This window comes from Kitasatospora sp. NPDC092286, assembly GCF_044755565.1.
GTDB lineage: Bacteria > Actinomycetota > Actinomycetes > Streptomycetales > Streptomycetaceae > Kitasatospora.
The window spans coordinates 1-14,178 of record NZ_JBIVRD010000018.1; the positions used below are offsets into that span (position 1 = coordinate 1).

Sequence of the window (14,178 nt, forward strand, 5' to 3'; positions counted from 1 at the left end):
GCAAGACGCTCGGCTGGAATACCCCAGCCGAGCGTCTACGTGATCTACTCACCACCTAAAACCAAGTGGTGTTGCGACGACCCCTTGAACCCAAGCACCCGGTGGCGAGGGCCCTCGGCCGGCCGGTCAGCCCGTCGCGCTGCGGAGGAACTCGCGGTTCATCGCCGCGATGCTGGGCAGCGGGATGCCCTTCGGGCAGGCGGTGGCGCACTCGCCGGTGTTGGTGCAGCCGCCGAAGCCCTCGGCGTCCATCGCGGCGACCATGGACCGCACCCGGGACTTCCGCTCGGGCGCGCCCTGCGGCAGGACGTTGAGGTGGACGACCTTGGCGGAGGTGAAGAGCATCGCCGAGCCGTTGGGGCAGGCGGCGACACAGGCGCCGCAGCCGATGCACTCGGCGTGCTCGAAGGCCGTGTCGGCGGCCGCCTTGGGCACGGGGGTGGCGTGGGCGTCGGGGGCGCTGCCGGTGGGGGCGGTGATGTAGCCGCCGGAGCCGATGATGCGGTCGAACGCCGAGCGGTCCACCACGAGGTCCCTGACCACCGGGAAGGCGGAGGCCCGCCACGGCTCGATGTCGATGGTGTCGCCGTCGGTGAAGTGCCGCATGTGGAGCTGGCAGGTGGTGGTCCGCTCGGGGCCGTGGGCCTGGCCGTTGATGACCATGCCGCAGGCGCCGCAGATGCCCTCGCGGCAGTCGTGGTCGAAGGCCACCGGGGTGTCGCCCCGGGTGATCAGCTCCTCGTTGAGGGTGTCGAGCATCTCCAGGAAGGACATGTCGGGACTGATCCCGCTGACCTGGTAGGTGGTCATCGAGCCCGGTGCCTCCGGGCCCGCCTGGCGCCAGATGCGCAGGGTGAGGTTCACGCGTAGCTCCGCTGGGTGGGGTGGACGTGCTCGAAGTCGAGGTGTTCGCGGTGCAGGACGGGGGCCGTGCCGGTGCCGGTGAACTCCCAGGCGGCGGCGTAGGAGAACTCCTCGTCGCGGCGGGCCGCCTCGCCGTCCTCGGTCTGGCTCTCGACCCGGAAGTGACCGCCGCAGGACTCCGCACGGTGCAGGGCGTCCAGGCACATCAGCTCGGCCAGCTCGAAGTAGTCGACCAGGCGGTTGGCCTTCTCCAGCGACTGGTTGAGCTCCTGCCCGGTGCCGGGGACCTTGATCCGACGCCAGAACTCCTCGCGCAGCAGCGGGATCCGGGCGAGGGCGCGACGCAGGCCGGCCTCGTCGCGGGCCATCCCGCACTCGTCCCAGAGGAGTTCGCCCAGTTCGCGGTGGAAGGAGTCGGGCGTCCGGTCGCCGTCCACCGCCAGGATCAGGTTCAGACGGTCCGTCACATCGGCCTCGGCCGTGGCGATTTCCGGGTGGTCGTCCGGAACGGCCGGCAGCGGGTTGCGGGCGAGGTAGTCGTTGACGGTCGGCGGGAGGACGAAGTAGCCGTCCGCGAGCCCCTGCATCAGCGCGCTGGCGCCGAGCCGGTTGGCGCCGTGGTCGGAGAAGTTGGCCTCGCCGACCGCGAACAGGCCGGGGACGGTGGTCTGCAGGTCGTAGTCGACCCAGAGCCCGCCCATGGTGTAGTGGATCGCGGGGTAGATCCGCATCGGCACCCGGTACGGGTCCTCGGCGGTGATCCGCTCGTACATCTCGAACAGGTTGCCGTACTTGGCGGCCACGGCGTCCCGGCCCAGCCGGCGGATGGCGTCACCGAAGTCCAGGTAGACGCCCTGCCCGCCGGGGCCGACACCGCGGCCCTCGTCGCAGACGTTCTTGGCGGCCCGGGAGGCGATGTCGCGCGGGACGAGGTTGCCGAACGACGGGTAGATCCGCTCCAGGTAGTAGTCGCGCTCGGCCTCGGGGATCTCGGCCGGCGGCCGGGTGTCGCCCTTGGCCGAGGGCACCCAGATCCGGCCGTCGTTGCGCAGCGACTCGCTCATCAGGGTCAGCTTCGACTGGTGCTCGCCGGAGCGCGGGATGCAGGTAGGGTGGATCTGGGTGAAGCACGGGTTGGCGAAGTAGGCGCCGCGCCGGTGGGCCCGCCAGACGGCCGTGGCGTTGGAGTTCTTGGCGTTGGTGGAGAGGTAGAAGACGTTGCCGTAGCCGCCGCTGGCCAGCACCACCGCGTCGGCGGTGTAGGTCGAGACCGCGCCGGTCACCAGGTCCCGGGCGACGATGCCGCGCGCCCGTCCGTCGATCACCAGCAGGTCGAGCATCTCGGTGCGCGGGTGCATCTCGACGTTCCCGGCCGCGATCTGGCGCGACAGCGCCTGGTAGGCGCCGAGCAGCAGCTGCTGGCCGGTCTGGCCGCGGGCGTAGAAGGTGCGGGACACCTGGACGCCGCCGAAGGAGCGGGTGTCCAGCAGGCCGCCGTACTCGCGGGCGAACGGGACGCCCTGGGCCACGCACTGGTCGATGATCTCCACCGACACCTGGGCGAGCCGGTGCACGTTGGACTCGCGGGCGCGGAAGTCGCCGCCCTTGACGGTGTCGTAGAAGAGCCGGCGGATCGAGTCGCCGTCGTTGCGGTAGTTCTTGGCGGCGTTGATGCCGCCCTGGGCGGCGATCGAGTGGGCCCGTCGGGGGGAGTCCTGGAAGCAGAACTGCACCACGTGGTAGCCCTGTTCGGCGAGGGTGGCACCGGCCGCGCCGCCGGCCAGGCCGGTGCCGACCACGATCACGGTGTGCTTGCGCCGGTTGGCCGGGTTGACCAGCTTGGCGTCGAACCGCCGCTGGTCCCAGCGCTGTTCGATCGGCCCGGCGGGGGCCCTGGTGTCGGCGATCGGCTCGCCGACGCGGTAGTCGCTGTAGGCGCTCAACTCACCACTCCGGTCATCACGGCCACGGGGACGGACAGGAAGCCGACGGTCAGCACCAGGGCCAGGCCGTTGGCGGTCAGCTTCAACGCCCGGTCCCGGCGGGCGTTGTTGGCACCGAGGGTCTGCGCGGCGCTCCAGAAGCCGTGCCGGATGTGCAGACCGACGGCCAGCATCGCGACGACGTAGATCACGCAGCTGTACCAGTTCGAGAAGGAGGCCACGATGTTCTGGTACGGGTGGCCGTGTTCGGCGGCCGGGTTCACGGTGAGCGTGGTGAGGTCCAGGATGTGCCAGACGATGAACAGCGCCAGGATCACCCCGCCCCAGCGCATCGTGCGGGTCGCGTAACTGGCCCGCCGCCGCTGGTGCACGTACTTGCTCGGCCGGGCCGCGAGGTCGCGCCGGCTGAGCTGGTACGCGGCCACGCCGTGCAGCAGGACGGCGGCGAGCAGGCCGGCCCGGGCGATCCAGAGGAACCACTCGTGGCCGAGGAAGGGCTGGCCGAGGGTGCGCAGCCACGCCGCGTAGCCGTTGATGTCGTCCGGGCCGAAGAAGACCTTGAGGTTGCCCAGCATGTGTGCGACCAGGTACAGCAGCATGACCAGTCCGCTGACGGCCATGACCGCCTTCTTGCCGACGGTCGACCGCCAGAGGGTCGCCAGGGTGGACGGATGCCGGCCCGTCCGAGTCGCGGTTGTCATGGCGACAACGGTAGGGACGGCCGGGTGGGTGCGTCCAAGACATGATGCGGCTCGCGACGATAGCCAGTGCCTATCGAGTGTGCCTATCCTGGCCGGGTGCAGCTCCAGCAACTCCGCTACTTCCTCGCCGTCGCCGAGACCCGCCACTTCACCCGGGCGGCCGAGGCGGCCCATGTCGCCCAGCCCTCGCTCTCGCAGCAGATCCGCGCACTGGAGCGGGAGCTGGGTGCCGAACTGTTCCATCGCACCCGCGGCAACATCGCCCTCACCGACGCCGGCGACGCGCTGCTGCCACTCGCCCGGCGCATCCTCGCGGACACCGAGAGCGCCCGGCTGGCCGTCCAGGAGACGGTGCAGCTGCGCCGCGGCCGGGTCCGGCTGGGGGCGCCGCCGAGCCTCTGCACCAGCCTGGTGCCGGATGTCCTGCGGCTCTTCCGGGACCGCTACCCGGGGGTGGCACTGGTGGTCCGGGAGGGCGGCTCGCGGGACCTGGTCCGGACCCTGGCGGCGGGGGAACTGGACGTCGCGTTGATCATCACACCGCCGAGCGGTGAGGCGGCGCCCGCGCTGGCGGTCACCGAGCTGCTGCACGAGGAGCTGGTGCTGGTCTCCGCCGAAGCCGAAGCCGAAGCCGAAGCCGAAGCCGAAGCCGAAGCCGGGCCGCGCCGCCGGGCGCGGGTGGCGGAGCTGCGCGGGCGGCCGCTGGTGATGTTCCGCGAGGGCTACGACCTCCGGGAGGCGACGCTGGCGGCCTGCCGGGAGGCCGGGTTCGAGCCGGAGTTCGCGGTGGAGGGCGGCGAGATGGACGCGGTGCTCGGCTTCGTCCGGGCGGGGCTGGGGCCCGCCGTGCTGCCGGGCATGGTCGCGGCCCGCTCGGGGCTCGTCGTCACCCCGTTCGCCGGCCCGGGCCTCGGGCGGACCATCGCCGTCGCGCACGGCCACGAGGTCCCGCTGACCAGGGCGGCGGCCGCCCTGCGCGAGACACTGCTCTCCCATCTGCGCGGCGCGGCCCGCGACGGTGAGCTGCCGCCGGGGACTCGGCTGCTGCTGGGGCCGTGACAGGCGAGGGGCCCGGGACCACCGCGTGGTCCCGGGCCCCTCGCCCCGCCGTCGGACGGGCCGTTCGACGGGCCGTCAGGCCGGCAGCACGGCCTCGATCGCGGCGGTCACCTCGTCCGACTCCGGCTCGGTGCGCGGCCGGATCCGGGCGGCGACGGTGCCGTCCGGCGCGATGACGAACTTCTCGAAGTTCCAGGTGATGTCCCCGGCCTGGCCCTCGGCGTCGGCGCTCCGGGTCAGCTCGGCGTAGAGCGGGTGGCGGTCCTCACCGTTGACGTCGGTCTTCTCGAACAGCGGGAAGGTGACGCCGTAGGTGGTGGAGCAGAAGGTCCGGATCTCCCCGGCGCTGCCCGGCTCCTGACCGGCGAACTGGTTGGACGGGAAGCCCAGCACGGTGAAACCGCGCCCGGCGTACCGCTCCTGGAGCCGCTCCAGGCCCGCGTACTGCGGCGTCAGACCGCACTTGGAGGCGACGTTGACGATCAGCAGGGCCTTGCCCCGGTAGTCGCCCAGCGAGGCGGCCTCGCCGGACAGCGTGCGCAGCGGGATGTCGTACAGGCTCACGTAGGTCCCCTTCGGGATGGTCGGGTGTCGGGACGGGACTCGTCTCGGTACGGTAGCCGCCCCCGAGGCCGTCGCCCACGACCGGGTGGGCCCGGTCCGGGCGGTGTCCTGCCCGGTGGCCCGGTGACCACGGGCCACCGGGCAGGGCGCCCGGCGGTCCCGGCGCCGCCGTCAGCGGTGCCGCAGGTAGGCGGTGGCCGTCGCGCGCAGCCGCTCGTGCAGGCCGTCGTACGCGTGGGCGCGGCCCAGCAGGGACTTGGGCAGCTTGGCGGCCATCGTGTAGTTGGTGTCGCAGACGTTGGCCGCCGGGGCCAGCCCGGCCTGGCTGACCAGCTGGTAGGCGTCCAGCTCGTCCAGGCCCAGCAGGGCGCGCGTCCAGCCGACCAGGTCGTGCTGGCTGATCCGGAAGGCGTCCTCCAGCGGCCGCGCCGAGCCGGTGGAGATCAGGTACCGGTCGTTCTCCAGCCGGGGCCAGGCCGGTCCGCCGCCCTTGACCAGGTCGATCACCACCGTGGTGCGCATCGCCGTCTCCACCGCCGTCCCGCACACCTCGCCCTCGCCCTGGCGGGCGTGGCCGTCGCCGAGGGCCAGCAGTCCGCCGGGCACGTTGACGCCGAAGTAGGCGGTGGTGCCGGCCCGCATCTCCGGGGTGTCGAGGTTGCCGCCGTGCGCGCCCGGGGTGATCGACATCAGGGTCTCGCCGGCCGCCGGGGCGACGCCCACCGTGCCGTGCATCGGGTCCAGCGGCAGCTCGGCGGTGAAGTCGCTGTTCCGGGCCCGGAACCGGCAGACCCCGGCCGCCGTGTCCAGCTCGTAGATCCAGACCCGTTCCTCCAGCGGCGGGTGCAGCAGCGCGGTGGTGTGGGTGCCGGTCAGCGCGCCGAAGTGCGGGAAGGTGCTGGAGACGCCCCAGTCCCGGGCGGGGGTGATCTCCACGAAGTGCACCGCGAGGGTGTCGCCCGGTTCGGCGCCGGCCACCGCGATCGGGCCGGTCACGGGGTTCAGGTAGGGGAAGTCGCAGACCTGGCTGGGCAGGTCGCCGAAGCCGCGTACCCGCCCGCCGAAGCAGTCCTCGGTGGTGAGTTCGACGACGGTGCCGGGCTGGACGGTCACCAGCGGCGCACGGCCGCCGAAGGTGTACGCGTACTCCTCCGGGCCGGGCGTGAGGGAGACGATGTCGGGCAGGTTCACTGGTTCTCCTTCGGGAGGGGGCCGGCGGCGGTCCTGGGAGTGGTATCGGCATCGGCGCCGGTGCCCGGGTCGGCGACCGCCAGACGCGGGCGGCGTCCGGTGGCGACCAGCCCGGTCAGCACCAGCAGGCCGAGCGCCAGCCAGACGAAGCCCAGCCGCTGGGCGGCGATGTCGGCGTTGACGACCACGTACGCCAGGATCACGAAGCCGATGGCCGGGGCGACGAGGTGGCGCCAGTAGTCGCGGCTGCGCGAGCGGATCAGGTAGTGCACCACCACCGACACGTGCAGCACCAGGAAGGTGGTCAGCGCCCCGAAGTTCACCAGGGTGCTGAGCAGTGTGATGCCGTCCTCGCGGGAGGCCGTGTAGAGGCCGAGCAGCAGCGAGACCCCGGCGGTCAGCAGGGTGGCGTTGACCGGGACGCGGTGGCGCGGGTGGACCTTGGCGAGGAAGGCGGGCAACTGCCGGTCGCGGGCCATCGCGTACAGCAGCCGCGAGGTGGCCGCCTGGGCCACCAGGGAGTTGGCGAAGCCCCAGGCGACGGCGGTGGCGGCGGCCGTCAGGGTGGCGAGCCAGCCGCCGGCGGCGGTGCGGGCCGCGTCGTAGAAGGCGGTGCCGTTCGGGTCGCCCTGGCCGATCAGTGCCTCCGGGTCTGGCACCAGCAGGGAGGCGATCCAGGTCTGGGCGATGAACAGCGACCCGGCCAGCAGCAGTGCGGCGATCATCGAGCGGCCGATCGCGCGGGCGGAGTCCCGGTTCTCCTCCGAGAGGGTGGAGATCCCGTCGAAGCCGAGGAAGCTCAGCACCGCGATCGACACCGCCCCGAACACCAGGCTCCAGGAGAAGGTGTGCGGGTTGTACAGCGGGGTGAGGTCGAAGCCCCGGCCCTTGCCGGAGGCGAGGGCGGCCAGGCCGACGGCGATGAAGACGGCCAGCACCACCAGTTCGCCGATCAGCATCGCCTTGTTGACCCGGGCGGTCATCTCGACGCCCAGGTAGTTGACGGCGGTGTTGAGCAGCACGAAGCCGACCAGCCAGAGCCAGACCGGCACCGCGGGCACCAGCGAGTTCATCGCCACGCCGGCGATCAGGTAGAGCAGGCCGGGCACCAGCACGTAGTCCAGCAGGATCATCCACCCGGACAGGAACCCGATCGGCGCCGCGATGCCCCGGCCCGCGTAGGTGTACACCGAGCCTGCCATCGGGAAGGCCCGCGACATCTGCGCGTACGAGAGGGCGGTGAACATCATCGCCACCATCCCGAGCACGTAGGCCAGGGCGACCATGCCGCCCGAGCCCTGGAAGACGCTGCCGAAGATGCCGAACGGGGCGATCGGCACCATGAACACCAGACCGTAGACCAGCAGGTCGGTGAAGCGGAGTGAGCGGCGCAGCTCCTGTCGGTAGCCGTAGTTCTCGATGTTCTGGGGCGCGGGTGCTTCGGACATGGGGGCTCTCTCCCGTGACGACCCTGGGGTGGTGGGGGAGAGAGTAGAGGCAGTTATTTCCAAATGGAAGAGTTTCGGCCCGGGTGAGGTGCCGGGCGTGGCGCCGGGCGGGCGGGCGCCCCCCGGGCCGCCGGACCCGCCGGGGCCTCCGCGGACGCCCGTCAGGACAGCACGGTGAAGCCCAGCCCCTCCGCCCGCGCCAGGTGCACCCGCTCCCGCGCCGGGCCCAGCGGTGCCCGTGCCCAGGCCCGCCGGGTCGCCGCGTCCTCCCCGTGCAGCAGCCGCAGCGCCGCCCCCGCGAGCCCGTCCGGCACCAGCTCGCCGCGCGCCGCGAGCGCCGCCAGCAGGTGCAGTCCGTCGTAGAGGCCCACCGCGTACGCGTCCAGCACCGGCGCGTACGGTCCGAACACCGCCCGGTGCTGCTCCGCCAGCCGCAGCCGCCGCTCCTCCGTGAGGTTCGCGAACGACGGCATCGACGCGTACAGCGTCCCGGTGTCGTCGCCGCCGTACGCCAGCAGGCTGTTCTCCTCCAGCGCGCCGGAGAGCCGCACCAGCCGGCGGTCCAGGCCGCTGCGGCGCAGCGCCCGGTTGAACCGCACCAGGTCCCGGCCGATCAGGCTCAGCAGCAGCGCGTCGGCCCGGGCGGCGCGGACCGCGTCGAGCAGTGGCTCCAGCGCCCGTTCCGTCGCCCCGAACGGCAGGTGACGCGCCAGCACCACCCGGGCCGGGGTGCGGGCGATCGCCGCCCCGGCCGCCCGGTGCACCGCGCGCGGCCAGATGTAGTCGTTGCCGACCAGCGCCCAGCGGCGAATCTGGTGACTGGTAGTCAACTGCTCGATGGTCGCGTGCAGTTGATGGTCCGGGGTGGCGCCGGTGCAGACCACCCCGGCCAGCCGGGTGCCGCCCTCGTGTGGCGGGGTGAACACGTACGCGGTCCGCCCGGCCGTCACCGTCTCCACAGCCCGGTGCACGTCGCTGGAGTGGCAGCCGGCCGCCGCGTCCACCGCGCCCGCGGCCAGCAGCAGCGCCACTTCGCCCGCCACCGCGGCCGGCTCCGCCCCGCCGTCCACCAGCACCAGCTCCAGTGGCACCCCGCGTACCCCGCCGCCCGCGTTCACCTCGTGCGCGGCCAGCAGGGCACCGTCCAGCGCGGACGGGCCGGTCAGCCCGAGCGGCCCGGACTGCGGCACGACCAGGCCCACCCGAAGCGCCGGTGCCTCCCGGGGGGAGTACAGCGCGTCGAGCGATTCGAACAACTTCACGTCGGCGCTCATCGCTTGCGAGTATGGTCATGGCAGCGATTCCGGCAAGCGGTGGGGAAAGAGGCAAGGCGATGACGACAGACACCTCCGCCGCCGCCGAGACCCTTTCCGCCGCTCCGGCCGGTCCTGCCGCCGGTGAGCCGCTGCTGATCGAACTCCTCACCGTCGCCCAGCGCCGTCTCGCCCGCGGCCTCGCCGCCCAGCTGGAGGCGGAGGGCTGCACCCTCGACCAGTGGCGGGTCATGCGCGCCCTCGCCGACGGCGACGGCCACTCCATGGGCGACCTCGCCCACGCCCTGCTCATCCCGCAGGCCAGCCTCAGCCGCGTGGTCGACGCCCTCGCCGACGCCGGCTGGGTCTACCGCCGCCAGGACGACCGCGACCGCCGCCGCATCACCGCCCACCTCTCCCGCCGCGGCCACACCCGGCTCACCCGCCTCGACGCGCTCGCCGCCGCCCACGACGCCGCCGTCCGCACCGCCTGCGGCTCCGCCGACCCGGGGCCCCTGCTGCGCCACCTCACCGGCGCCTGAGCGGTCACGGCCGCCCCGGGACCGACCCGGGCGCCCTCTCCGGGAGTCCTCGTGCGGACAAGCCCTACCGGTGTTCCACCGGTGGCGTGCCACTCCCGTCCAGGCGCGCGGCGACGGCGGCGAAGTCGGCGCTGTACCAGTGCTCGGGGCGCATCCGGATGGCTATGTCGGCGGTCAGCTGCTCGGTGGTGGCGGCCAGGTAGGCGCGGGCGGTGGCGGGCGGCATGTAGCGGTGGGCCAGGGCGGCGCGCTCGGCGGGATCGAGCCGGTCCTCGATCTCCACCACCGGGCCCTCCACGCTGACGTAGCGGCACGGCGGCTCCTCCTGCTGGGCACAGAGCGCGAACCGGCCGGCGGCCCTGATCCGGCGGGCCTTGGCGGAGTGGCGGCCGGTGAGGATGGTGAGTACGCCACCGGGTCGGTAGGAGTACCAGATCGGGACGGCGAGGACGCCCCGGTCCGGTTCGATGCCCTCGTCGGCGATGGCGAGGACGCCGACGTGGACGGCGGCCAGAAAGCTCTCGCGCTCGGTGGCGCTCATGCTGAAGGACATGGCGTGGGCCTCCCGGGGTGCGGAAGCCCCGCGCGCAGCGGGCGCGCGCGGGCGGCTCCTGCTACGTACCCGCACAGTCGCCGCCCCGAACGCGTACCCCGAACTCCGGCCTGACCCGGAAGCCGATGCCGAAGTTCCGCCGCGCCCGGTGGGTCGGGCCCAGGTGCGGTGTGTCGACCGGCACGTGCACAGGCGGGATCCGGTGCCGCGCGCCGGCGATCCGGGTGGGGCCGGTGCGGGGCGGCTCGGTGCGGGCTCTGTTCGTGCACCTGTCCGGCCGCCGAACTGGCGTGCCCAGCCGGAGGTCCGATCCGGGCCGGAAAGCGCGTCCGGTGTGTGGCGGGCGTGAAGGGACGGTGTGCGAGGTTGGCCCGCTCCGGCTTCCTGGGTACCGTCGGTGGCACGCCGGGCCTGTCATGGTTGCCATGTTCAACTTGGGCTTCTCCCAAGGGTGTTGCCGCATGCGAGGCAGGAGCCTCACACGCGGCGGGACCGGGGGAACCGCCCCGGGGTTGCGGCAGGGGGGATGGGGGTCGGCCCGGGGGCGGGGGAAGCCCCGGCCGTCGTGTCCCGTTCAGGACCAGCGCGCCCGGTACGCCCTTACCCGATCGAGGGACGCCCTCCCCTGACCGCAGCCGACCCGACTCGACCCGACACGACGCCCACCGCCGCCACCCGGCCCGCCCGGTCGGCCGCCGCACCGATGTCGTCTCCGCCGTCCGGTCCACCACCGCGCCCCCTGGTCCGCCACGCCGCGACCAGCAGCAGCGCGCCCGCAGCGGCGGGCGCGCGGAAGGAACGTACCCATGACCCGCCACGCCTGCTGTCTCCCTGCCCGCCCCACCCCCGGCCTCGCCCGCACCGCCCGCCTTCGGGCGGTGGCCCGGTGAGCGCGCTGCCCCGCCGGCCCAAGAGCCCGCCGGGCCGCCCCCGCAAGAACGCCCCGCCGGGCAGCGCCCGCCCCCGCCGCTCGCTGCGCCACCGCACCCCCGTCCGCGCGCTGCGGGCCGTCCCCTGGCGGTACGACCTGCCTGCCTCGCTGGTGGTCTTCCTGGTCGCCCTGCCGCTCTGCGTCGGCGTCGCGGTGGCCTCCGGCGTCCCGGCCGAACTCGGGCTGGTCACCGGGATCGTCGGCGGCCTGGTGGTCGGCGCGCTGCCCGGCAGCAGCCTCCAGGTCAGCGGACCGGCCGCCGGGCTGACCGTCCTGGTCTACGAGGCGGTCAGGGAGTACGGCGCCGGTGCGCTCGGTGTGCTGGTGCTCGCCACCGGGCTGCTCCAACTGGCCATGGGCGCCTTACGCCTGGGCCGCTGGTTCCGCGCCATGTCCGCCTCCGTGGTGCACGGCATGCTGGCCGGCATCGGCCTGACCCTGCTCTTCGGCCAGCTGTACGCGCTCGCCGACCGCAGGGCGCCCGCGACCGGGCCCGAGAAGATCGCCGGCCTGCCCGCGCTGCTGCGCGACGCCGTCACCGGCGCGGCCACCCCGAGCGCGGTCGCCCTCGGCGTGGCGACCCTGCTGGTCCTGTCCTTCTGGAAGTACCTGCCGGCCCGGGTGGCCCAGGCCGTGCCGGCGCCGCTGGCCGCCGTCGGCCTCGCCGCCGCCGTCACGGCCGCCGCCGACCTGCCGGTGGCCCGGGTCCGGGTCTCCGGCCTGCTCGACGTGGTCCATCTGCCGGGGCGCGGGGCGCTCGGCGCACTGGCCGGCACGGCGGGCCTCGGCACCGTCCTCGCCTTCACCCTGATCGCCTCCGCCGAGACCCTGTTCAGCGCGGCCGCCGTCGACCGGATGCACCACGGCCCGCGCACCGACTACGACCGGGAGCTGACCGCCCAGGGCGTCGGCAACACGCTCTGCGGGCTGCTCGGCGCGCTCCCGATGACGGCGGTGATCGTGCGCAGCGCGGCCAACGTCCAGGCGGGCGCCCGGACCAAGGTCTCGCGCACCCTGCACGGGCTCTGGCTGCTGCTGTTCACCGCGTTCCTGCCCGGCGTGCTCGGCCTCGTCCCGCTGACGGCGCTGGCCGCCGTGCTGGTACACGCGGGTGCCAAGCTCGTCCCGGTCCGCCGGATCGTCGGGCTCTGCCGGGAGCACCGGGGGGAGGCGGTGGTCCTGGGGGTGACGGCGGTGGCGATCATCACCACGGATCTGTTCGAGGGGGTGCTGATCGGGATCGGCCTGGCGGTGGTCAAATCGGCCTGGCAGACCTCCCACCTGCAGATCGGCGTCGAGGACCTGCCCGGGGGGCCCGGGGAGGAACCGGGGGAGCGCCCGTTGCGGGTGCGGCTGAGCGGCAATGCCACCTTCCTGCGGCTGCCCCGGCTGCTGGACACGCTGGAGAAGCTGCCGGCGGACCGCCCGGTCGAACTCGACTGGTCGGGGCTGCGCCATCTCGACCACGCCTGTGCGGTGGCGCTCGCCGCCTGGGCCGCGCAGCACCGGGCGCGCAGCTCCGCGCCGCTGGCGGTGGAGCCGCCGTTGCCCACCGTGGTCTGACGGGCGGCGACGGAGCCGAGCCGGCCGCCCTTCGGAAGATCCGTCGGGCGGCCGGGGCGGTTGGGCGTTCGTCGGTCCGGTTCGGTTCCGCCCGGTTCGGTTTCGACCGGGCGGGTTTCAGCCTGGCCGGCCGGTCAGCCGGTCAGCCGGTCAGCCGGTCAGCCGGTCAGCCGGTCAGCCGGTCGGCGTCGGCTGCGAGCCGTGCCGGGTGCGATCGGTCCCTTCCCCGGCTCGGGCTCCCCGGCCGCCGACCCGTCGGGGCAGCAGGCGGTCCAGCGCGAACGGACCCGGGCCGAGCACGGCGATCGCGAGGAACGCCCAGCAGAACATCACCGAGGCCTCGCCGCCGTTCTGGATCGGGAGCAGGGCGTGCTCCTGGTGGACGGTGAAGTAGGCGTAGGCCATGGAGCCGGAGCAGAGCAGCGCGGCGGCCCTGGTGCCGAGACCGGCCAGGACCAGTCCGCCACCGACGAGTTGGATCAGCGCGGCCCACCAGCCGGGCCACTGGCCGGCCGGGACGGAGCCGCCGCCCTTGACACCGCCGAGCACGCCGAACAGCGAGGCGGCTCCGTGGCAGGCGAAGAGCAGTCCGACGACGATCCGGAAGGCCGTCAGAACGAGGGGTCGGGCGGTGTCCACCGCGTGTCGGGGGTGTACTGACATGGGGAAGCGCCTCCTGTGGGGGGAGGAGGAATGGTGGAGCAAAGCTAGCGGTGGTCTAGTCCATTTGACAATGTGTCGTCAATTAACTGTTGCTTATGCCGGGCTGTCGCGAGCCCGGGGCGGATCGGGGTCCGAAGCGGTGCGCCGGGGCGCGCCGGTGGGTGCCGGGGAGCGTCGGATCGCGCGGGGCGCGAAGAGCGGTGAGTGGCTGCGGCCTTTCTTGACCGATCGATCTAGATAGGGATAGCGTTCAGGCATGGCGCGTACCAAGGAATTCGACCCCGACGCGGTGCTCCAGTCGGCTCTTGAGCTGTTCTGGCGGCGCGGCTACGAGGCCACCTCGATGGCCGACCTGGTCGAGGAGCTCGGGATCGCCCGTGCCAGCATCTACGCCACCTTCGGCAGCAAGTGCGAGCTCTATCTGCGCGCGCTGGAGCGCTACGGCGAGCAGAACGAGCCGGTGCTGCTGGCCGAGCTGTCCCAGCCCGGGCCGGTGCTGCCGGCCGTCCGCGCGCTGGTCCGCCGCTATGCGCGGGAGGCCGCCGAGGACGATCTCAGGCGTGGCTGTTTCGTCACCAACACGGCGGTCGAACTCGCCCCGCACGAACCGGCCGCGGCTCGCCGGGTGGAGGCGAGCCTCGGCCACCTGGAGACGGTGCTCGCTGCCGCCCTGGTTCGCGCGCAGGCGCAGGGGGAGCTGCCCGGCGGCCGTGATCCGCGGGCGCTGGCGCGGATGCTGCTGGTGCTGATGCAGGGCATGCGCGTGATCGGCAAGGTCGGCGACGGCGCGGCCCGGCTGCACGACGCGGCCGAGCTGGCGCTGGCGCTGCTGGACTGAGGGTTTCGCGGTGCCGGCCGGGGTGTGCCCGGTCGGCGTCCCGTCGCCGGTCCTCTTCGTGGACC

The 14,178-nt window shown here is 73.5% G+C and carries 13 protein-coding genes; 4 read left to right on the forward strand and 9 right to left on the reverse strand.

Going from position 1 to position 14,178, the window contains the following annotated elements:
* Positions 1 to 126 precede the first annotated feature (126 nt).
* From ACIQIB_RS19685 to ACIQIB_RS19695, 3 genes are read right to left on the reverse strand one after another with little or no spacing between them, the layout of a single operon-like run.
* On the reverse strand, positions 127 to 864 hold the full coding sequence (locus ACIQIB_RS19685) for a succinate dehydrogenase/fumarate reductase iron-sulfur subunit (RefSeq protein ID WP_363612680.1): 738 nt from the start codon (positions 862 to 864) through the stop codon (positions 127 to 129).
* Positions 861 to 2,807: a fumarate reductase/succinate dehydrogenase flavoprotein subunit gene (locus ACIQIB_RS19690; protein ID WP_363612682.1), complete on the reverse strand. Its 1,947-nt coding sequence runs from the start codon at positions 2,805 to 2,807 to the stop codon at positions 861 to 863. Before ACIQIB_RS19690 ends, ACIQIB_RS19685 begins: the two co-directional genes overlap by 4 nt.
* A complete protein-coding gene (locus tag ACIQIB_RS19695) occupies positions 2,804 to 3,508 on the reverse strand; it encodes a succinate dehydrogenase cytochrome b subunit (protein WP_363612684.1) in 705 nt (234 codons plus the stop codon). Before ACIQIB_RS19695 ends, ACIQIB_RS19690 begins: the two co-directional genes overlap by 4 nt.
* Before the next feature lie 96 nt (positions 3,509 to 3,604).
* On the opposite strand from ACIQIB_RS19695, the gene ACIQIB_RS19700 reads away from it, so the two are divergent.
* The gene (locus ACIQIB_RS19700) at positions 3,605 to 4,567 is read left to right on the forward strand and encodes a LysR substrate-binding domain-containing protein (protein WP_363612686.1); all 963 of its coding nucleotides are present in this window, start codon (positions 3,605 to 3,607) and stop codon (positions 4,565 to 4,567) included.
* Positions 4,568 to 4,642: 75 nt separating this feature from the next.
* On the opposite strand, the gene ACIQIB_RS19705 is transcribed toward ACIQIB_RS19700, so the two are convergent.
* From ACIQIB_RS19705 to ACIQIB_RS19720, 4 genes are all read right to left on the reverse strand, one after another.
* Complete coding sequence (locus ACIQIB_RS19705) at positions 4,643 to 5,131, reverse strand: glutathione peroxidase (protein WP_363612688.1); 489 nt, start codon at positions 5,129 to 5,131, stop codon at positions 4,643 to 4,645.
* A 171-nt stretch (positions 5,132 to 5,302) separates the two neighbouring features.
* Positions 5,303 to 6,322 carry an acetamidase/formamidase family protein gene (locus ACIQIB_RS19710; protein WP_400652775.1) on the reverse strand — a complete coding sequence of 340 codons (1,020 nt, stop codon included), beginning with the start codon at positions 6,320 to 6,322 and terminating at the stop codon, positions 5,303 to 5,305.
* Complete coding sequence (locus ACIQIB_RS19715) at positions 6,319 to 7,770, reverse strand: APC family permease (RefSeq protein WP_400652777.1); 1,452 nt, start codon at positions 7,768 to 7,770, stop codon at positions 6,319 to 6,321. Before ACIQIB_RS19715 ends, ACIQIB_RS19710 begins: the two co-directional genes overlap by 4 nt.
* Positions 7,771 to 7,931: 161 nt before the next feature.
* A complete protein-coding gene (locus tag ACIQIB_RS19720; RefSeq protein WP_400759301.1) occupies positions 7,932 to 9,044 on the reverse strand; it encodes an ABC transporter substrate-binding protein in 1,113 nt (370 codons plus the stop codon).
* A gap of 59 nt (positions 9,045 to 9,103) precedes the next feature.
* Here ACIQIB_RS19720 and ACIQIB_RS19725 point away from each other — a divergent pair, with 59 nt between their 5' ends.
* On the forward strand, positions 9,104 to 9,565 hold the full coding sequence (locus tag ACIQIB_RS19725; RefSeq protein ID WP_363612696.1) for a MarR family transcriptional regulator: 462 nt from the start codon (positions 9,104 to 9,106) through the stop codon (positions 9,563 to 9,565).
* 64 nt (positions 9,566 to 9,629) lie between these two features.
* Here ACIQIB_RS19725 and ACIQIB_RS19730 read toward each other — a convergent pair whose 3' ends face one another.
* Positions 9,630 to 10,118 carry a pyridoxamine 5'-phosphate oxidase family protein gene (locus ACIQIB_RS19730; RefSeq protein ID WP_363612698.1) on the reverse strand — a complete coding sequence of 163 codons (489 nt, stop codon included), beginning with the start codon at positions 10,116 to 10,118 and terminating at the stop codon, positions 9,630 to 9,632.
* Positions 10,119 to 11,091: 973 nt separating this feature from the next.
* On the opposite strand from ACIQIB_RS19730, the gene ACIQIB_RS19735 reads away from it, so the two are divergent.
* A complete protein-coding gene (locus ACIQIB_RS19735; protein WP_363612760.1) occupies positions 11,092 to 12,612 on the forward strand; it encodes a SulP family inorganic anion transporter in 1,521 nt (506 codons plus the stop codon).
* Between the two features lie 174 nt (positions 12,613 to 12,786).
* On the opposite strand, the gene ACIQIB_RS19740 is transcribed toward ACIQIB_RS19735, so the two are convergent.
* Positions 12,787 to 13,275, reverse strand: a complete 489-nt coding sequence (locus tag ACIQIB_RS19740; RefSeq protein WP_363612700.1) for a DoxX family protein — start codon at positions 13,273 to 13,275, stop codon at positions 12,787 to 12,789.
* Between the two features lie 256 nt (positions 13,276 to 13,531).
* On the opposite strand from ACIQIB_RS19740, the gene ACIQIB_RS19745 reads away from it, so the two are divergent.
* The gene (locus ACIQIB_RS19745) at positions 13,532 to 14,113 is read left to right on the forward strand and encodes a TetR family transcriptional regulator C-terminal domain-containing protein (RefSeq protein WP_363612702.1); all 582 of its coding nucleotides are present in this window, start codon (positions 13,532 to 13,534) and stop codon (positions 14,111 to 14,113) included.
* The last annotated feature ends 65 nt before the right edge of the window (positions 14,114 to 14,178 follow it).